This is a genomic window from Corallococcus sp. EGB (assembly GCF_019968905.1).
Classification (GTDB): domain Bacteria; phylum Myxococcota; class Myxococcia; order Myxococcales; family Myxococcaceae; genus Corallococcus.
Window position 1 is genome coordinate 6,960,900 of the sequence record NZ_CP079946.1, and the last position, 20,505, is coordinate 6,981,404.

A 20,505-nucleotide genomic window follows, 5' to 3' on the forward strand; every position below is an offset into this window, starting at 1 on the left:
GCACACCGTGTCAACTGGTTTTACGGTGAATACACTTTAACAACGTGACGGATGGGGATCAGGGCGGGGTCCCGGCATATCCTCCCGGTCCTCGTGCGCATGGCGACCTCCCCCTCCGACGCCTCCTCTCCGCTGGCCGCTCCCCGACCGCTGTCCGCCCAGGACATCCGCACCCTGGGGCTTGCGGCGCTGGGGGGCGCGCTGGAGTTCTATGACTTCATCATCTTTGTGTTCTTCACGGCGGTGATGGGGAAGCTGTTCTTCCCGCCGGAGACGGCGGACTGGCTGCGGCAGTTGCAGACGTTCGGGCTGTTCGCGGCGGGCTACCTGGCGCGGCCGCTGGGCGGCATCGTGATGGCGCACTTCGGGGACCGGACCGGGCGCAAGCGGATGTTCACGTTGAGCGTCTTGCTGATGTCGGTGCCCACGCTGTGCATGGGCCTTTTGCCCACGTTCGCCTCGGCCGGGTACGCGGCGCCGCTCCTGCTCCTCATGCTGCGGCTGCTCCAGGGCGCGGCGGTGGGCGGCGAGGTGCCGGGCGCGTGGGTGTTCGTCTCCGAGCACGTGCCGGAGCGCCGCGTGGGGCTGGCGTGCGGGACGCTCACCTCCGGGCTCACGCTGGGCATCCTCCTGGGCTCGCTGGTGGCCACGGCGGTCAACACCGCCTTCACGCCGGAGCAGGTGCTGGCGTACGGCTGGCGCGTGCCCTTCGTGGTGGGCGGCGTGTTCGGCTTCCTCGCCGTGTTCCTGCGCCGCTGGCTCCACGAGACGCCCGTCTTCGAGGAGCTGCGCCAGAAGAAGGCGCTGGTGCGCGAGCTGCCGCTCAAGGCCGCGCTGAAGGGCCACGCGCCCGCCGTCGTCGTCTCCATGCTGTTCACCTGGGTGCTCACCGCGGGCATCGTGGTGGTCATCCTGATGACGCCCACGCTGATGCAGCAGCTGCACGGCATCCCGCCCGCGAAGGCGCTGGCGGCCAACAGCGTGGCCACGCTCACGCTCACCGCGGGGTGCATCTGCTTCGGGCTGCTCGCGGACCGGCTGGGGCCCACGCGGGCCATGGCCGTCGGCTCGGGGCTGCTGCTCGTGGCCGCGCAGCTGTTCTACCGGGGCGTGGCGAGCGCACCGGAGCACCTGGTGCCGCTCTACGCGGGCGTGGGGTTCTGCGTGGGCGTCGCCGGCGTGGTGCCCGCGGTGATGGTGCGGGCCTTCCCTCCGGCGGTGCGCTTCTCCGGCCTGTCGTTCTCCTACAACGTCGCGTACGCGCTCTTCGGCGGCCTCACCCCGCTCGCCGTCACGGTCGCGTTGAAGGAGAGCCCGCTCGCGCCCGCGTACTACGTGTCGTCGGTGTGCGCGGTAGGGCTTGGCGTGTCGCTCCTGCTGTTCCGGGGCTCGAGCGCTCGCGCCCGCGCGGCGGACGAACATCCCGCGCCGTCGCGCTGAGCCCCGGCCTGGCGGACTGCCCCACGGCCAGAGGTGTTGACCCGCCGCCATTCCACGAGGGGTGTGGGCACACGAGGGTAGCTGCCACCGGAACTGTCGGCTAAGCGGCAGTGACTCGGCGGCTGCGTCGGGCGTGCCCTGCTCCCCATGCGCATCTTGTCCCGGCGCGCGCTTTCGAGCGGCGGAAACCCGCGCGATGACCCCTCGCCGTCCGATGGACCCTGGAATGCCCAGCAGCGAGCCCGCCCTCTTCCAGAGCGGCATCCCCAGCTTCGACATCCTCCTGGGGGGTGGCATCCCCTCACGACAGGCCATCATCGTCACCGGCACGCCCGGGTCGGGCAAGACGGTGATGTGCAGCCAGATTGCCTTCGCGGCCGCGGCGCGCGGCGTCCCCGTGGTGGTGGCCACCGTCACGTCGGAGCCCCACGACAAGCTGATGGGGGCGCTTTCCAGCTTCGACTTCTTCCAGCCGGAGCTGCTGGGCGAGAAGCTCTTCTTCATCAGCGCCTACTCGGCGCTCAAGCGGGGCGCGAAGGAGGCCCGGGACCTGCTCCTGCAGACGGTGCGGGAGCACGGCGCGGGGATGCTCTTCATCGACGGGCTGCGCTCCATCCGCGACCTCTGGCAGGACGAGGCGCGGCTGCGCGAGTTCCTCTACGAGCTGGGCATCAGCCTCGCGGCCATCAACTGCATCGGCCTGTTCACCACCGAGTACCCGCTGGACCGGCTGATGGCGCTGCCGGAGGCCACCACGGTGGACGGCATCGTGGCGCTGTCCATCCAGCCCCAGGGCTCGCGCCGGGTGCGGCGGGTGGAGGTGGTGAAGCTGCGGGGCCGGCCCCACCTGAGCGGTGAGCACACCCTGCTCATCCGCGAGGAGGGCGTGGTGACCATCCCGCGCCTGGAGTCCACGCGCCTGGAGTACCGGGACGAGCCCCCCACGCTGACGCGCAAGAGCTTCGGGCTGCCGGAGCTGGACGCGCTGATGCACGGCGGGATTCCGGAGCTCGGCACCACGATGCTCGCGGGGAGCATGGGCATTGGCAAGACGCTGGTGGCCCTGCACTTCGCCGCGGACGGCGCGCGCCACGGGGAGAGGGCGCTCTTCGTGTCGTTCTTCGACGCGCCCTCCATGCTCACCGCGCGTGCCCGGCGCGTGGGCCTGGACGTGGACCCGGACCTGCGCGCGGGGCGGCTGGTGATGCGGTACGTGCCGCCCATGGAGACCGAGGCGGACGTGCTCGTGCAGGACCTCCTGGCGGAGGTGGACGCGCTCGGCGTCAAGCGGCTGGTGCTGGACGGGCTCACCGAGCTGGAGATGGCCATCCTGGATCCCGCGCGCCGGCGCACCTTCCTCGCGTCGCTGGCGATGCGCCTGCGCATGCGGGGCGTCACCACCCTGTTCACCCGCGAGGTGTCGAAGGTCGTGGGCACGGAGCTGGACTTCAACGACGCGCCGGTCGCCAGCCTGGGTGAGAACGTGCTGCTCCTGCGCTACGTGGAGCTGCACGGCCAGGTGCACCGGCTCCTGTCCGTGCTCAAGATGCGGGACAGCGAATACGTGGCGGACCTGCGCGAGTTCGTCATCACGGACGCAGGCGTGAAGGTGCTCGCGCCCATCCGCTCCGCCGTGGGCCTGCTGACCGGCCAGGCCCGCCCGCTGGGCACCACCATTGGAGGAGTGGGTGAATGAGCCTGGTCCTCATCGCGGAGGATGAAGAGGCGCTCCTGGAGGTCTTTTCGGAGGTGGTGGAGGACCTGGGCCACCGCGTGGTCCGCGCGCACAACGGCGAAGAGGCGCTGATGCTGGCGCGCACGGAGACGCCGGACCTGGTGGTCAGTGACCACATGATGCCCCGGCGCACCGGCATGCAGCTGCTGCACGCGATGCGCTCCGAACCCACCCTGTCTGACGTCCCCTTCCTGCTCTTGAGCGCGGCGCGCCCCCAGGGGCGTGAGGCGGCCCAGACCTTCCTCGCGAAGCCGGTGGACCTGGCCACCTTCGAGCAGGCGGTGAGCAGCGCGCTCCAGCAGCGCGCGACCACCCGCGAGGACGCCGCCCCAACGGCACGCGAGGCGGCCTCCACCGCGATGAGCCTGGCGCGCGAGGAGATGCTCAACTGGGTGGCGCACGAGCTGAAGACGCCGCTGAGCTCCGCGCGCCTCAACACCCAACTGCTCTTGCGCAAGGTCCAGAAGCGCGGCATCGAGGACGAGCGCCGCTCCGCGGAGGCCGTGCTGCGCCAATTGGACCGGATGAACGGTCTGGTCACCTCCATCCTGGATGCGTCGCGCCTGGCGGACGGGAAGCTGGAGCTGAAGCTTCAGCCCACCGCGCTGGCGCCCTTCCTGGAGGAGCTCGTCCAGGAGTGGCGCGAGCTGCAACCGGAGATGGACTTCTCCCTCCAGGCCGGGGAGCCGGTGGAGCCCTTGCTGCTGGACGCGGAGCGGCTGCGCCAGGTGCTCAACAACCTGCTGTCCAACGCGGTGAAGTACAGCGGCACGTCGCGCCACATCGAGGTGGGGCTGACGCTCAACCCGGGCCTCGTCCTCATCCACGTGCGCGACTGGGGCGTGGGCATCCCGGCCAGCGCCCTGCCCCACGTCTTCGACCGCTTCCAGCGCGCGGACACGGACCGGGACCGCGGCCACGGCCTGGGCCTCTTCATCGCCGCCGCGCTCGCGAAGCTGCACGGCGGCTCGCTCTCCGTCCGCTCCGCCCTGGGTGAGGGCTCCACCTTCACCCTGCGCCTGCCCCGGAGGAACTGAAGCAACACTGCACGTTTCCGCCGCAATTCCTCCTAGACCGTCTAAAATAGAAGTCCGCGAACACCCTGCGCTCTCGGTGAATTAGAAAGCGAGTGTGTCCACGCCTTCTTCGTCCCGGCTGTCCTCGCTGCGCGCGCTGAAGCACCGCGACTTCGCCTTTCTGTGGGGGGGCGCGGCGCTGTCCAACATCGGCACGTGGATGGAGGTGCTGGCGCTGGGCGTGTACGTGACGAAGGTCACGGGCCGGGCGGAGTGGACGGGGGGTGTGGCGGCGCTGACGTGGCTGCCGTCCATCCTGTTGTCGCCGCTGGGGGGCGCGCTGGGGGACCGGTTCGACCGGCGGCGCGCGGTGGGGTTGGGGGCGCTGGTGCAGATGGTGCTCGCGGGCACGCTGGCGGCGCTGGCCTTCACGGGCGGGCTGACGGTGCGGTGGGTGGCGGTCATCTCCTTTCTCAATGGCTGCGCGGTGACGCTGTTCATGCCCGCGTTCTCCGCGCTCATTGCCGTATCGGTGCCGAAGGAGGATCTGCACAGCGCGCTCAGCCTCAACTCGGCCCAGGCCAACCTGGGGCGCATCTGCGGCCCCGCGCTGGCGGCGCTGCTCATCGCGCACGCGGACATCGGCTGGGTGCTGCTGCTCAACACGCTGTCTTTCGGCGCGGTGGTGCTGTCGCTGTGGGGTGTGCGCGGGGCGCAGGCCCGCGCGAAGCCGTCCCTGCCCGAGGGGGTGTGGGCGGGCATCGCGCGAGGCCTCCAGGTGGCTCGGGCGGATGAAGCGCTGCTCATGGCGATGGGCGGGACGCTGGCCATCGCGGTGTGCATCGCGCCGTTCACGGCGCTGGCGCCGGTGATGGCCATCCGGGTGTTCGGCCAGGACGCGGGCGCCACGTCGATGCTGGTGACGGCGCAGGGGACGGGTGCATTCCTGGCGGCGCTGGGCGCGGGCACGCTCGCGGACCGGCTGGGACGGGGGCGGCTGTTGGAGGTGAGCCTGCTGCTCATCGGTCCGGTGGCGGCGGCGTACTGGCTGTCCCCGTCGCTGGGGTTCGCGACGGTGGCGGTGCTGCTGTTGGGGTCGCTCTACATGCTGACGCTCACGGGGCTGGCCACGGTGTGCCAGGCGCGGGTGTCCGGAGAGCTCCAGGCGCGCATCGCCAGCCTCAACTCCATGCTGCTCTTCGTCGGCTTCACGGTGGGCGTGTGGTCGCAGGGCGCGCTCGCGGACCGGCTGGGCGTGCGCGCCGTCATGGGGGGCGCGGCGTTCGGGTTCCTCCTCTTCACCGTCCTGCTGCGCACGGTGCGCTCGCGCGGCTTCGCTGCCTACGAGACCTGACGGAATCACACGATGACGACCACCACGCCGGTTGCTCCGGGCAAGAAGCGCCTCCCGCTGCCCCTCGTCTCCAGGACGGAGGCGCTGCCGCTGTCCTTCATGCAGCAGCGCCTGTGGTTCCTGGCGCAGATGGAGGGCACGAGCGCCACGTACAACGTCTACTTCTTCGTGCGGCTCACGGGCGCGCTGGACGCGGGCGCGCTGGAGCGGGCCCTCCAGGCCGTGGTGGACCGGCACGAATCCCTGCGCACCACGTTCGCCGCCGTGGACGGCCAGCCGGTGCAGCGCATCGCGCCCACGCTGACGCTGACGCTCCGCCGGGAGGACCTGACCGGCCGCGAGCACGCCCTGAAGGCGCACGCGGAGGCGGAGGCGCGCACGCCGTTCGACCTGGCGCGCGGGCCGCTGGTGCGGGCCACGCTGGTGCGCCTGTCTCCGGAGGAGCACGCGCTGCTCTTCGTCACGCACCACATCGTCTGCGACGCGGTGTCGCTGGGGTGGATGGCGAACGAGCTGAGCGCGCTCTACTCCGCCTTCACGCGGAACGAGCCGCCCAAGCTGCCGGAGCTGACGGCGCAGTACGCGGACTTCGCGCACTGGCAGCGGCAGACGCTCACCGGCGACTTCCTGGCGGCCGAGCGCGCGTGGTGGAAGGAGCGGCTCACGGGAGCGCCGCCCGCGCTGGAGCTGCCCACGGACCGGCCGCGCCCACCGCGTCAGACATCCCGGGGCGCGGTGTACCGCCTGCCCATGCCGCGGGCGCTGGCCACGGGCATCCGCGAGCTGAGCCGCAAGGCGGCCGTCACGCCGTACATGACGCTGCTGGCGGCGTTCCAGGTGCTGCTGTCCCGCTACAGCGGCCAGGAGGACCTGGTGGTGGGCACGCCCGTGGCGGGGCGCGGGCGGCGCGAGGTGGAGCGGCTCATCGGCTTCTTCGCCAACACGCTGGCGCTGCGGCTGGACACGTCTGGCGACCCGGCCTTCCTCGCGCTGCTGGGCCGCGTGCGCGACGTGTGCCTGGGCGCATACGCGCACCCGGACATGCCCTTCGAGCAGCTGGTGGACCTGCTCGTGCCACAGCGCGACCCCAGCCGTTCACAGCTGTTCCAGGCGATGTTCGTGCATGTGAACTCGCCGTGGGCCGCGCTGAAGTGGCCCGGCCTCACCGTGACGGAGCTGGACTTCGAGCCCGGCGTCGCGCGCTTCGACATCACCCTCTTCCTCTATGACGACCCCAGCGGCCTGGAGGCGCGCTGGGAGTACAACGCCGACCTCTTCGACGAGGCGACGATGGCGCGCATGGCCGCGCACTACGCGCGCCTGCTGGAGGGCGCCGTCGCGAAGCCTGACGCTCCGGTGTCCGCGCTGCCGCTGCTGACCGCGCGCGAGCGGGAGCGCGCGGTGGTGGACTGGAACGACACCGGCGCGGACGTTCCGGTGCACCCCGGCGTGCATGCCCTCTTCGAGGCCACCGTGCGCCGCAGTCCGGACGCCATCGCGGTGCGGTTCGGGGATGAGCGCCTCACCTACGCGGAGCTGGACCGGAGGGCCAACCGCGTCGCCCATGCGCTGCGCCAGCGCGGTGTGGCGCCGGACACGGCGGTGGGGCTGTGCGTGGACCGCTCGCTGGAGCTGGCGGTGGGCGTGCTGGGCATCCTCAAGTCGGGCGCGGCCTATTGTCCGTTGGATCCGGCCTATCCGCCGGAGCGGCTGGCGCTGATGCTGGAGACATCACGCGCGAAGGTGCTCGTCACGCGGCGCGCGCTGGCGTCGGGGCTCCCGGAGGGTGGCGCGGAGCGGTTGTTCCTGGAGGACGACCTGACCACGCCGGACACCGCGCCGGAGCCCGTGGGCGGTCCGGACACGCTGGCCTACGTCATCTTCACGTCCGGCTCCACGGGCGTGCCCAAGGGCGTGGCGATGCCGCACCGCCCGCTCTTCAACCTCATCCAGTGGCAGGTGCGCCGCTCCGCCGCCCCCCGGGGACGCACGCTCCAGTTCTCCGCGCTGAGCTTCGACGTGTGCTTCCAGGAGATGCTGCCCACGTTCGCCGCGGGCGGCGAGTTGGTGCTCGTGTCGGAGGACACGCGGCGGGACGGCCGGGCCCTGCTCACGCTGATGCGGGACCAGGGCGTGGAGCGCATCTTCCTCCCGTTCGTCGCCTTGCAGCACCTGGCGGAGGTAGCGGACGCGGAGGGGCTGCTGCCCACGTCACTCAAGGAGATCAACACCGCGGGCGAGCAACTCCGGATGACGCCCGCGCTGCGGCGGCTGCTCCACGCGCTGGACGGGTGCGTGCTGGACAACCACTACGGCCCCACGGAGACACACGCGGCCACGGCCCATGTGCTGAAGGGGAACCCGGACGCGTGGCCGGATCTGCCGCCCATCGGCCGCACCATCACCAACGCGCGCACCTACCTGCTGGATGTCCGGGGGGAGCCGGTGCCCGTGGGCGTCGCGGGGGAGCTCTACATCGGCGGCGCGGGGCTGGCGCGCGGCTACCTGCACCGGCCGGACCTCACGGCGGAGCGCTTCGTGCCGGATCCGCTGAGCCCGCATCCGGGCGCACGGATGTACCGCACGGGTGACTTCGCGCGGTACCTGCCGGACGGCACCCTGGAGTTCCTGGGACGGCGCGACGCCCAGGTGAAGATCCGCGGCTACCGCATCGAGCTGCCGGAAGTGGAGGCGGCGGTGGCGAAGCTGCCGGGCGTGAAGGACGTCGCGGTGGTCGCGCGGGAGGATGCGGCTCGGGGCAAGCACCTGGTGGCCTACGTGGTGACGCAGCCCGGGGCGGACGTGGACGCGGGCGGACTCAAGGCGACGCTCCGCGACCGGCTGCCGGAGTACATGGTGCCCTCGGCCTTCGTGTTGCTGGAGGCGTTCCCCCTCACTCCCAGCGGCAAGCTGGACCGGCGAGCACTGCCCGCTCCGAACGACGACGCGGACACGGCCCAGGCCTTCGTGGCCCCGCGCACGCCCCTGGAGACGGAGGTGGCGGAGATCTTCGCCGCGCTGCTTCGCCTGCCGCGCGCGGGGGCGCATGATCACTTCTTTGAACGCGGTGGCCACTCGCTGCTGGCGACCCAGGTCACCGCGCGGCTGCGCGACCGGCTCCAGGTGGAACTGCCCGTCCGCGCCCTGTTCGAACACCCCACCGTGGAGGAGCTGGCCGCCCACCTGGCATCACTGAGGACGAAGGCGGACGCGCAGGCGCTGGTGCTCGCGCCACGCCCGCGCGATGAAGCGCCGCCGCTGTCCTCGGCCCAGGCGCGGCTCTGGTTCCTCACCCGGATGGATCCGGACGGCTTCTCGTACAACCTGCCCTGGTTCACCCGCTGGAGCGGGCCGCTGGATGACGATGCGTTGGAGCGGAGCCTCCAGACGCTCGTTCAGCGCCACGAGGCGCTGCGCACCACCTTCGTGGAACAACAGGGGCAGCCGGTGCAGCGAATCGCGCTGACGCTGCACGTGCCGCTGCGACGCGAACGCGTGTCCTCGGAGGCCGAGCTGTCGCGGCGCGCGGAGGCGGAGGTGCGCCGCCCCTTCGATCTGGCCCGCGGGCCGCTCGTGCGCGCGACGCTGGTGCACGTGGGGGATGGGGAGCACGCCCTGCTCGTCACCTTCCACCACATCATCTGTGATGGCTGGTCCCTGGGCGTGTTCGAGCGCGAGCTGACGGCGCTCTACCGCGAGGCCACGGGCGGCGCCGCGGCGGCGCTTCCGCCTCTGTCCCTCCAGCCCGCGGACTTCGCCCGCTGGCAGCAACAGTCCTGGGTGGGCGCGGCGCTGGAGGCTCGACTCGGATGGTGGAAGGACCGGCTCCAGGACGCGCCGGCCTTCCTCGACCTGCCCACGGATCGGCCGCGCCCGGCGGTGCAGACCTTCGAGGGCGCGCACCTGTCCCGCAGGGCATCCCCCGCGTTGTCGCGGGCCCTGGAGGCGATGGCCCAGCAGGAGGGCGCCACGCCCTTCATGGTGCTGCTGGCGGGCTTCCATGCCCTGCTCGCCCGCTACAGCGGCCAGGACGACGTCGTCATCGGCGCGCCCCTCGCAGGACGTGAGCGCCAGGAGCTGGAGGGGCTGGTCGGCTTCTTCATCAACACGGTGCCGCTGCGCATCACCGCGCCCCGGGACGCGAGCTTCCGCGAGCTCGTGGGCCGCGTGCGCGACCTCACGCTGGAATCCATCGCCCACCAGGACATGCCCTTCGAGCAGTTGGTGCACGCGCTCCAGCCCGAGCGCGACCCCAGCCGCGCGCCGCTGTTCCAGGTGATGTTCGTGCTCCAGAACGCCGGAGGCCCGGCCGCGAGCCCCCTGCCGGACGTGTCCGTGGCGCCGCTGGACGTCGAGACGGGGATGGCGAAGTTCGACCTCACCCTCTTCGCCCAGCCGTCCGCCGAGGGCCTGGACTTCGTCTGGGAGTACAACACCGCGCTCTTCGAAGAAGCGACCCTCTCGCGCATGGCCGAGCACTACACGCGCCTGCTCGCGGCCGCCGTCGCCCGGCTGGATGAGCCCGTGGCCAGGCTCCCGCTGCTCTCCGAGGAGGAGCGTCAGCGGCTGCTGTTCACCTGGAACGACACGCATGGCGATTATCCCCGCGAGGCGTCGCTGCCCGCGCTCTTCGAGGAACAGGTCCGGCGAGCGCCCAGCGCCATCGCGGTGGAGTTCGAGGGCCGCCAACTGACGTACGGGGAACTCGACGCGCGCGCGAACCAGCTCGCGCACCACCTGCGTGCGCTGGGCGTGGACGTGGGCACGCCGGTGGGCCTGTGCACCGGCCGCTCGCTGGAGATGGTCGTGGCCACATTGGCCATCCTCAAGGCGGGAGGGGCCTACGTCCCGTTGGATCCCGCCTACCCCACCGAGCGCCTCCTCTTCATGGCCCGGGACACGCGCCTGCCGGTGCTGCTGGCCCAGCCCGGCCAGGAGGCGAAGCTCGCGGAGCTGGAGGCACGCGTGGTGTCCCTGGAGCCGTCATGGGATGCCTTCGCGCGCGAGCCTGCGCGAGCGCCGCGCGTCAACGTGTCCGCGGATGCGCTGGCGTATGTCATGTACACGTCCGGCAGCACCGGCCGGCCCAAGGGCGTGTGCATCCCGCACCGGGGCGTGGTGCGGCTGGTGAAGGGGACGACGTACGCGCGCTTCGGCCCGGAGGAGGTCCTCCTCCAACTGGCGCCCATCTCCTTCGACGCATCGACGCTGGAGCTGTGGGGCGCGCTCCTGCACGGCTCGAAGCTCGTGGTCCTCCCGCCGCAGCCGCCCTCGCTGGAGGAGCTGGCCCGGGTGTTGGAGCACCAGGGCATCACCACGCTGTTCATCACCACGGCCCTCTTCAACCAGATGGCGATGTTCCAGCCCCGGGCACTCGCGCACGTGCGGCAGGTGATGACGGGCGGCGAGGCGATGTCCCTGCTGGCCGCGCGACAGGTGCGCGAGGCGGGCCGGGACGTCATCAACGTCTACGGCCCCACGGAGAACACCACCTACTCCACCGCCCATCCCCTGGAGGGCACGGTGGACGACGGACGCCCCGTGCCCATCGGCCGGCCCATCACGAATACGCAGGCCTACGTGCTGGACGCCCTGGGCGCACCGGTGCCGGTGGGCGTGGCGGGCGAGCTGTACCTGGGCGGAGACGGTCTCGCCTGGGGCTACCTGCGCCAGCCCGCGCAGACCGCGGAGCGCTTCGTGCCGCACCCGTTCAGCACGACGCCTGGCGCGCGCCTGTACCGCACGGGAGACCGGGTCCGGTGGCGGCCGGATGGCGTGCTCGACTTCCTCGGCCGCACCGACTCGCAGGTGAAGGTGCGCGGCTTCCGCATCGAGCCGGGCGAGATCGAGGCCGCGCTCAAGGCCTCACCGGGCGTGGAGGACGCGGGCGTCGTCGTGCGCGAGGACACTCCCGGGGACAAGCGGCTCGTGGCCTACGTCGTCGGCGCGCGCATGGACGCGGGCGTGCTACGGGCGCACCTGACCGCGCGGCTGCCTGCGCACATGGTGCCCTCCGCGTTCGTGAAGCTCGAGCGGCTGCCGCTGAGCCCGTCAGGGAAGGTGGACCGCAAGGCCCTGCCCGCACCGGACACGCAGGCGGGCTTTGACACCTACGTGGCGCCGCGCGAGGGCTGGGAGACGCTGGTGGCGGAGCTGTGGGCGCCGCTGCTGGGCGTGGCCCGCGTGGGAGCGCACGACCACTTCTTCGAGCTGGGAGGCCACTCGCTCCTCGCCACGCGGGTGGTGTCGCGGCTGCGGGACGTGCTCCAGCGCGACGTGCCCCTGCGCCTGCTCCTGGAGGCCCCGACGGTGGCCCGGTTCGCGCAGCGGCTGGAGGCCCTCCAGAAGGGGGGCCTCGGCGCGCCGGTGCCGCCCATCGTCGCGGCGGCGCGGGACAAGCTGCGGCCCCTGTCCTTCGCGCAGCAGCGCCTGTGGTTCCTCGCGCGGTTGGATCCGCGAGGCAGCGCGTACAACGTGCCCTTCTTCTTCCACCTCGACGGTCCCCTGGACATCCCGGCGCTGGAGGGCGCGCTGGATGCGCTCATCCAACGGCACGATGTCCTGAGGCTCACCTTCAGCGAGGACGGGGGCCAGCCGGTGCAGCACGTCGTGGAGCACCGGCCGTTCACGCTCGCCCTGGAGTCGCTGGACGGGGACGCGCAGCTGCGCGCTCGCGCGGAGGCGGAGGTGAAGAAGCCCTTCGACCTGGAGCGCGGCCCCATGGTGCGCGCGACGCTGATCCGCACGGCGCCGGAGCGGCACGCGCTGCTGCTCGGCATGCACCACATCGTGTGTGACTTCGGGTCCATCCCCATCCTGGTGCGCGAGCTGAAGGCCTTCTACACGGCACGGCACCAGGGCGAGCCGTTGGACCTGGAGCCCCTGCCCATCCAGTACCCGGACTTCGCCGGTTGGCAGCGTCAGGTGATGACTGGGGAGGCCCTGGAGGCCCAGCGCGCGTGGTGGAAGCAGCACCTGGAGGGAGCGCCGCCGATGCTGGAGCTGCCCACGGACCGGCCGCGGCCGCCCGTGCAGACCTACCAGGGCCTCCAGCTTCCGCGTCCCCTGCCCGCCTCGTTCCCCGGCGCCGTGCAGGCCCTGGCGCGCGACGCGGGCGTCACGCCGTTCATGGTGCTGCTCGCGGGCTTCCACGCGCTGCTCGCGCGGCACAGCGGTCAGGACGACGTCGTCATTGGAACGCCCATCGCCGGGCGTGGCCAGCGCGAGGTGGAGAACCTCATCGGCTTCTTCACCAACACCCTGGCCCTGCGCGTGGACGCCTCCGGCATGGAGAGCTTCCGGGCGCTCCTGGGCCGTGTGCGGGAGGCCTGCCTGGGCGCCTATGCCCACCAGGACATGCCCTTCGAGCAGCTCGTGGACGCGCTGGTCCCCACGCGCGACCCGGGCCGCACACCGCTGTTCCAGGTGATGTTCGTCTTCCAGAGCGGCGGCGCGTCGTGGGAGCTGCCCGGCCTGCGTGTCAGCGCCGTGGACTTCGATCCGGGCATGGCGAAGTTCGACCTCACCCTCTTCGTGCGCGAGACGCCGGAGGGCTGGGGGACCCTCTGGGAGTACAACACCGCCCTCTTCGACGAGGCCACGGTGGCGCGGTTCGCGGACCACTACACACGGCTGCTCGAAGGAGCGCTCGCGGCACCGGACGCGCCCCTGGGCACCCTGCCCATGCTCGCGGACGCGGAGCGGCGGCAGCTCGCGGCATGGGCGCTCCAGCCCGCGGCCTTTCCCGCGGTGCCGAGCATCCACGCGTTCTTCGAGGCCACCGCCACGCGTACGCCCGACGCCGTCGCGGTGCGCTTCGGGGGTGCGACGCTGACCTACGGGGAGCTGGAGCGGCGCGCGAACCAGCTCGCGCACCATCTGCGCGAGCTGGGCGTGGGGACGGATGTCCGCGTGGGCATCCACCTGCGGCGCTCGCTGGAGCTGCCCGTGGCGGTGCTGGGCACGCTCAAGGCGGGAGGCGCCTACGTGCCGCTCGACCCGGCCTATCCACCAGAGCGGCTGACCGCGATGCTCCAGGCCTCGGGTGCGGCGGTGCTGCTCACCACTCGCGAGCTGCGCGATGTCCTGGGGTCCAGCGCGGCCCGGGTGTTGGAGTTGGACACGCAGGTGGACGTGCTGGCCCGCGAACCCGACACGCGCCCCGAGCCCAGGGGCACCGCGCAGGCGCTCGCCTACGTCATCTTCACCTCCGGCTCCACGGGGACGCCGAAGGGCATCGCGATGCACCACGAGGCGCTGGTGAACCTGCTGCACTGGCAGTTGGGGGACTCGGTGGCGCCCCGGGCGCGCACGCTCCAGTTCTCCGCGCTGAGCTTCGACGTGTCCTTCCAGGAGCTCTTCGCGACCTGGGCCGCGGGCGGTGAGCTGGTGCTCCTGACCGAGGAACTCCGCCGCGACGCCAGCCAGCTGCTCGCCCTGCTGGAGGGCGCGCGCATCGAGCGATTCTTCATGCCCTTCGTCGTGCTCCAGAACCTGGCGGAGGTCGCTGAGCGCGAGGGCCGCGCTCCCAGCCGCGTCCGGGAGATCATGGTGGCGGGAGAGCCGTTGCGAATGACTCCGGCGATCCGCCGCTTCATCAAGCGCGTGGGCGCGGTGCTGCACAACCACTACGGCCCCTCCGAAGCGCACGCGGTGACGTCGCTGTCGCTGAAGGGAGACCCGGACGCGTGGCCCGCGCTGCCCTCCATCGGCCGGCCGCTGCTCAACGTGGCCGTGCATGTGCTGGACGCGAACCTCCAGCCGGTGCCCCGGGGCGTCACGGGCGAGCTGTACGTGGGCGGCGTCCAGGTCGGACGCGGCTACCTGGATCAGCCAGGCCTCACGGCCGACCGCTTCCTCCCGGATCCGCGCAGCCCCACGCCCGGAGGCCGCCTGTACCGCACGGGCGACTGGGCCCGGTACCTGCCGGACGGCACGCTGGAGTTCCTCGGCCGGCGCGACGCGCAGGTGAAGGTGCGAGGCTTCCGCATCGAGCTGGGAGAAATCGAAGCAGCGCTGGCGCAGCACCCGTCGGTGCGGGACTGCATCGTCGACGCGAGGGACGACGGAAGCGGCCAGAAGCGACTGGTGGCCTGGGTGGTGGGCACCGGCGGGAAGGCGCCAGACGTCGGCGCGCTGCGAGGCTTCCTCCAGCAGCGGCTGCCGGAACACATGGTGCCCGCGCGCTGGGTGGCGATGGAGAAGTTCCCGCTGACGCCCTCGGGCAAGGTGAACCGCAAGGCGCTGCCCGCACCGCAGGGAGGCCGCGAGCCCACACGGACGCTGGTGGGCCCGCGGACGCCCCTGGAGCTGCAGCTCGTGCGCATCTGGGAAGAGGTGCTGGGCGTGCATCCCATTGGCGTGCGCGACAACTTCTTCGAGTTGGGCGGACACTCGCTGCTGACGCTGCGTGTGCAGTCCGCCATTCATGCCCGGCTGGGCCGGACGCTGCCGGTGGCGGCGCTGTTCCAGAACGCCACCGTGGAGCACCTCGCGGACACGCTCCGGGATGCCGCGCCCTGGACACCCCTGGTCGCGCTTCAGGAAGGCCGCGCGGACGTGCGTCCCTTCTTCTGCGTCCACGCGGTGGGAGGCAGCGTCGTGCCCTACGCGGAGCTGGCGCGTGCGCTGGGACCGGCTCAGCCCTTCTACGGGCTCCAGGCCAGCGGCCTGGATGGTGAGTCTCCACCGTGTGAATCCATCGAGGAGATGGCGGCGCTGTACGTGCGCGCCGTGCGCGAGGTCCAACCCCACGGCCCGTACCTGCTGGGCGGCTGGTCCCTGGGAGGCGCCGTCGCGTGGGAGATGGCCCACCAACTGCGGCGCGAGGGAGAGCCGGTGGCGCTGCTCGCGCTGCTCGACTCGTCCGCGAGCCTGCACTTCGGCAACCCGGACGACCTGAACGCGAAGGCACGGCTGAGCGCGAACTTCCTGGAGGATCTGCTGCGAGCCTCGGGACAGCCGCTGCCTCCGAGCGAAGGCCTCTCCTCCAGCCGGTGGAAGGAGGTGCTGGAAGAAGCGAGCCGGCCCCTGTTCGCCGCGGAGCAGTCGTTGCACCACCTGCGCCACGCGTTCGAGGTCCACCTGAACGCGGGCTGGGTCTACGAACCGCCGCCGGCCAGCGGCCCGTTCACGAGCTTCGAAGCGGAGGGCTCACGCTGGGACCACGGCTGGGCCGCCTACGCGCCCCCCGGCGGACTGGACGCGCACACAGTGCCTGGAGACCACTATTCCTTCCTCAAGCCCCCGCACCTCCAGGTGCTGGCCGCGAAGCTGCGGGAGGCCATCGCGAAGGCCGTGCCCGAGTGACCATGGGCCGGCACGCGCCGGCTCCGCCCTCCCCAGCGCTTCAGCAGCACCGGCCGCCTCCGGCGCGGTAGCGGGCCTGGAGGCGGTCGTTGAAGAACTCCGCGTAGGTCATCACCGGCCGGTCCGGATGATGCCGACGCATGTGAGCGACATAGGTGTCGTAGTCCGGTACGCCAATCATCGACCGCGCGGTGCGCACGGCCTCGCGCCAGCCGTTCCGGAGCACATGGATGAATGCGCGCCTCACGGCTTCACCGCGAGGTCGGCGGCCACGTAGGGTGTCTCGTGCGAGGTGGGCACCGGCGAACTCCGAGCCCGGAGCGCGGCGCGCACACCGAAGAGCACCGTCGCCACGACGACCCCCATGAAGAACACGGTGAGGCCCGCATCCAGGTAGTCATTGCGGATGATGGCCTCCATCTCCTCCACCGACTTCGCGGGAGCGATGAGGCGCCCTTCCGCCACCGCCTGGGAGAAGGCCCGCGCGTGGGCCACGAAGCTCACGCGCACGTCTCCACCGAGCACCTTCTGGAAGCCGGCGGTGAGGGTGCACAACACCAGCCACGCGGCGGGGATGCCGGGCACCCAGACGTAGCGCTCGCGCTTCATCTTCACCAGCGTCACGCAGCCCAGTGTCAGCGCCACCGCGGCGAGCATCTGGTTGGCGATGCCGAACAGCGGCCACAGCGTGTTGATGCCGCCCAGCGGATCCACCACGCCCTGGTAGAGGAAGTAGCCCCAGGCGGCCACGCACAGCGCGGTGGCCAGCAGGTTCGCGCCCCAGGACTCCGTGCGCTTGAGCGGCGCGTACACCAGGCCCGCCAGCTCCTGGATCATGAAGCGCCCCACGCGCGTGCCGGCGTCCACGGTGGTGAGGATGAAGAGCGCCTCGAAGAGGATGGCGTAGTGGTACCAGAAGGCCATCATCCCCTGCCCGGACACCAGCCCGTGGAGGATCTGCGCCATGCCCACCGCCAGGGTGGGCGCGCCGCCCGCGCGGGACAGGATGGTCGTCTCACCGATGTCGCGCGCCGTCTGCTCCAGCACCTCCGGGGTGATGACGAAGCCCCACTGGCTGAGCGTCGTCGCCGCCTTCACCGCGTCCGTGCCGATGAGCGCCGCGGGCGAGTTCATCGCGAAGTACACGCCCGGCTCCAGCACCGTCGCGGCGATGAGCGCCATGATGGCCACGAAGGCCTCCATCAGCATGGCGCCATAGCCCACGAGCCGCGCGTCCCCTTCCGTGGCCAGCATCTTCGGCGTGGTGCCGGACGCGATGAGCGAGTGCCACCCGGACACCGCGCCGCACGCGATGGTGATGAAGAGGAACGGGAACAGGGTGCCGGAGAACACGGGCCCGGTTCCGTCCACGAACCGGGTCACCGCGGGCAGGCGCATGTGCGGCGCCGCCAGCACGATGCCCACCGCCAGCAGCAGCACGGTGCCAATCTTGAGGAAGGTGGACAGGTAGTCGCGCGGCGCGAGCAACAGCCACACCGGCAGCACCGCCGCGCAGAACCCGTAGCCGATGAGCAGCCACGCCAGCGCACGGCTGTCGAAGGTGAACCAGGGTCCCCAGGTGGCGGACTCGGAGACCTGACCGCCCAGCCAGATGCTGAGCATCAGGAGCACGAAGCCGACGATGGACACCTCCAGCACCTTGCCCGGCCGCACGTAGCGCAGATACAGGCCCATGGCCACCGCGATGGGGATGGTCATCGCCACGGTGAAGGTGCCCCAAGGGCTGTGCGTCAGCGCCTTCACCACCACCAGCGCCAGCACCGCGAGGATGATCATCATGATCATCAGCACGCCCACCATGGCCGTCACGCCGGCCGCGGGCCCCAGCTCCATGCGCACCATGTCGCCCAGCGACTTGCCGTCGCGGCGCACGGACAGGAACAGCGTCACGAAGTCCTGCACCGCGCCGGCCACCACCACACCCGCGAGGATCCACAGCGTGCCGGGCAGGTAGCCCATCTGCGCGGCAAGCACCGGGCCCACCAGCGGTCCCGCGCCCGCGATGGCCGCGAAGTGGTGGCCGAACACGACCCACCGGTCCGTGGGCACGTAGTCCAGGCCGTCGTTGCGGAGTTCGGCGGGGGTGGCTCGGGTGGGGTCTACCTGGAGCGCCTTTTCGGCAATGAAACGGCCGTAGAAACGATATCCCAGAATGAAGACCGCGACCGAGGCGACCACCAGCCAGATGGCGCTGATGGACTCTCCCCGGTGCAGCGCCACCACGCCCAGGCAGAAGGCCCCCACCAGCGCCAGGGCGACCCAGCCCAACTTCCGAGCGACTCCACCCATGATGTCTCCCATCAGCGGGCAGGCCACCCCTACCCCGTGCGCCATTTATAGCGCACGGTCCCCGCCTCCCCGGCCCGCTCGCGGGGAACTGCCCCGTGGAAGAAGCCGGAGCAAGGCCATGCGCCTCGTCCTCGCGGGCGTGCTCGCCGCGCGCACCACGCCGCGCGCCACGTCGAAGGCCAGCACCTCGGACGCGTACGGCATGTGGCGCTCGCGCGGCTACGGCTGGCTGCTCGTCAAGCCGCTGCCCAACGTGTGGCCGGTGCGCCTGTCGAACGAGCACTACGCCGACGCGTGGGGCCAGGACTTCGAGGCCCGGGGCCTGCCGCCACGACGGCCCCTGGACGTCTTCGGCGACGGCAAGGACCTCTGGCACTCCCACGCGCGCAATCCGTGCGCTGGCGGATTCACTGGAACCCGCGGTGGCGAAACCCGCGCCATGGGAAGCAGGTGGTCTGTCACGCCGCGCCTTTCCGGACGCGCGGACCTACCGCTCCACCGGAAGCCTCCAGCGCCGTCCAGAGGAGCCCGCCCCGCCAAGCGCTCCGGCACGAAGAAGACGCGGCCCCCAGCGGCGGCCCACCGCGCCACGACGAGACAGCGCACGTCCTCGACCGCGAGGAAGACCGCGGCCCGGAAGCGCACGAAGAAGTCCTGAGCCTCACGGCCGGAGCGTGCGGGTCGCGGCCGGCCGGGGAAGCGTGACGTAGTCCGACGGTTCGAAGCGCTCCACCCGGTGACGAAAGGCCGCGGTGGTGCCGGGCCAGAGGGCGGAGTTGCGCCCCGTGGCGTCCATGTACCAGCTCCGGCATCCGCCCTGGTTCCACACCGTGCGGGACAGGCGCGCGTCCAGGTCCCGCACGAAGGCGTCCTGTGCCTTCGGATCCGGCTCCACGGCGGCGGCACCCCGGGCCTCCAGGTACCGCAGCGCGCCCAGCACGTGCTCCACCTGAGCCTCCATCATCAACAGCACGGAGGTGTGGCCCAGGGTGGTGTGGGGCCCCTGTAGGAGGAAGAGGTTGGGAAAGCCACTCACGGTGATGCCCAGGAAGGCCCGCGGACTGCCCGCCCACACCTGCGCGAGCGTCCGGCCGTCCCGCCCCTGGATGTGGTGCCCCAGGGGCATCTCCGTCGCCTGGAAGCCGGTGCCGAAGACGAGCGTGTCCACCGGATGGACAGCGCCGTCACCGGTGATGACCGCGTCCTCGCGCACCTCGCGGATGGGCTCGGTGACAACCTCCACGTTCGGGCGCGTGAGGGCCGGCAGGTAGTCGTCGGAGACGAGGATGCGCTTGCACCCCATCGTGTACCGGGGCGTGAGCCGCTCGCGGAGCGCAGGGTCCTTCACCACCTTCAGCATGTGCCGCAGCACCCACCGCTGCCCGAGCCGGAGGATCCACGGGTTCTGGAAGCCCAGGGCCAGGCAGTCGCGCAGGATGCGCAGCGCCTCGCGCAGGAGCCACCGCATGCCCGGCACCCACCGGTACAGCGCCTTTCGCAGGGCGCTGTTGGGCTTGTCCCCCCGGGGCAACACCCACGCGGGCGTGCGCTGGAAGAGGACGAGCCGGCCGACCTCCGGCTGGATGGCCGGCACGATCTGCACCGCCGACGCGCCCGTGCCCACCACGCCCACCCGGCGTCCGGCCAGCGCGTGGTCCGGATCCCACCGCGCTGAGTGCATCACCTTGCCCCGGAAGCGCTCCAGCCCGGGCAGGGGTGGAATCACGGGCTCGCTCAGGGTGCCCACCGCGACCACCAAGGCGTCCGCGGTGAGGCCTCCCTGGGACGTCTCCAGCCTCCAGCGCCGCGCGGTCGCGTCCCACTTCGCGGAGAGGACCGCGAGCCCCAAGCGGATGAAGGGCTCCAACTGGAACCGCCGCACGCAGTCGCGCAGGTACGCCTGGATCTCCCAAGCCGGCGAGTAGACGCGGGACCAGCCGGGGTTCGGCGCGAAGGAGAACGAGTACAGCAGCGACTGCACGTCGCACGCGCAGCCGGGATAGATGTTGTCGCGCCAGACACCGCCCACGTCGTCCGCGCGCTCCAGGATGACGAAGTCGTCGAGGCCTTCCTGCTTCAACCGGATGGCCATGCCCAGCCCGGCGAAGCCCGCGCCCACGATGGCGACGCGCACGTGCTGAGGAAGACGGGAAGACACGGGCGGACCTCCTGGAGGCGCGGGGCGCGCAGCCCCGGACCTTCATGCTGTGCACATTCCACCCGGCTCGGCACCCACCTGGCCGGAGGGCCCGTCCGCGCGCGTCCCAAAACCTGTCCGACTGTCGGACAGGTTTTCGGCGTGCGCCCCCGACAGGCAGCCCCCTCGCTCCCTCCGCTTCGCG

General features: G+C 71.6%; 9 protein-coding genes. 6 read left to right on the forward strand and 3 right to left on the reverse strand.

Going from position 1 to position 20,505, the window contains the following annotated elements; genetic code table 11:
- Nucleotides 1-99 precede the first annotated feature (99 nt).
- The 5 genes from KYK13_RS28315 (at nt 100) to KYK13_RS28335 (ending at nt 15,853) form a co-directional block, all read left to right on the forward strand.
- Nucleotides 100-1,440: an MFS transporter gene (locus KYK13_RS28315; RefSeq protein ID WP_223635800.1), complete on the forward strand. Its 1,341-nt coding sequence runs from the start codon at nt 100-102 to the stop codon at nt 1,438-1,440.
- A gap of 226 nt (nt 1,441-1,666) precedes the next feature.
- Complete coding sequence (locus KYK13_RS28320) at nt 1,667-3,136, forward strand: ATPase domain-containing protein (RefSeq protein WP_223635802.1); 1,470 nt, start codon at nt 1,667-1,669, stop codon at nt 3,134-3,136.
- The gene (locus KYK13_RS28325) at nt 3,133-4,212 is read left to right on the forward strand and encodes a HAMP domain-containing sensor histidine kinase (RefSeq protein ID WP_223635805.1); all 1,080 of its coding nucleotides are present in this window, start codon (nt 3,133-3,135) and stop codon (nt 4,210-4,212) included. Before KYK13_RS28320 ends, KYK13_RS28325 begins: the two co-directional genes overlap by 4 nt.
- 94 nt (nt 4,213-4,306) lie before the next feature.
- The gene (locus KYK13_RS28330; protein WP_223635808.1) at nt 4,307-5,545 is read left to right on the forward strand and encodes an MFS transporter; all 1,239 of its coding nucleotides are present in this window, start codon (nt 4,307-4,309) and stop codon (nt 5,543-5,545) included.
- Between the two features lie 12 nt (nt 5,546-5,557).
- A complete protein-coding gene (locus KYK13_RS28335) occupies nt 5,558-15,853 on the forward strand; it encodes a non-ribosomal peptide synthetase (RefSeq protein WP_223635810.1) in 10,296 nt (3,431 codons plus the stop codon).
- Nucleotides 15,854-15,893: 40 nt separating this feature from the next.
- Here KYK13_RS28335 and KYK13_RS28340 read toward each other — a convergent pair whose 3' ends face one another.
- Both KYK13_RS28340 and KYK13_RS28345 read right to left on the reverse strand, forming a co-directional pair.
- The gene (locus KYK13_RS28340) at nt 15,894-16,085 is read right to left on the reverse strand and encodes a YbdD/YjiX family protein (RefSeq protein WP_223646807.1); all 192 of its coding nucleotides are present in this window, start codon (nt 16,083-16,085) and stop codon (nt 15,894-15,896) included.
- Between the two features lie 11 nt (nt 16,086-16,096).
- Entirely contained in the window at nt 16,097-18,163 is a 2,067-nt protein-coding gene (locus KYK13_RS28345) for a carbon starvation CstA family protein (RefSeq protein WP_223635813.1), read from the reverse strand.
- Nucleotides 18,164-18,281: 118 nt separating this feature from the next.
- Here KYK13_RS28345 and KYK13_RS28350 point away from each other — a divergent pair, with 118 nt between their 5' ends.
- Nucleotides 18,282-18,821, forward strand: coding sequence for a hypothetical protein (locus tag KYK13_RS28350; RefSeq protein WP_223635816.1), 540 nt, complete (start codon nt 18,282-18,284; stop codon nt 18,819-18,821).
- Nucleotides 18,822-18,824: 3 nt separating this feature from the next.
- On the opposite strand, the gene KYK13_RS28355 is transcribed toward KYK13_RS28350, so the two are convergent.
- Complete coding sequence (locus tag KYK13_RS28355; RefSeq protein ID WP_223635819.1) at nt 18,825-20,321, reverse strand: NAD(P)/FAD-dependent oxidoreductase; 1,497 nt, start codon at nt 20,319-20,321, stop codon at nt 18,825-18,827.
- Between the last annotated feature and the right edge of the window lie 184 nt (nt 20,322-20,505).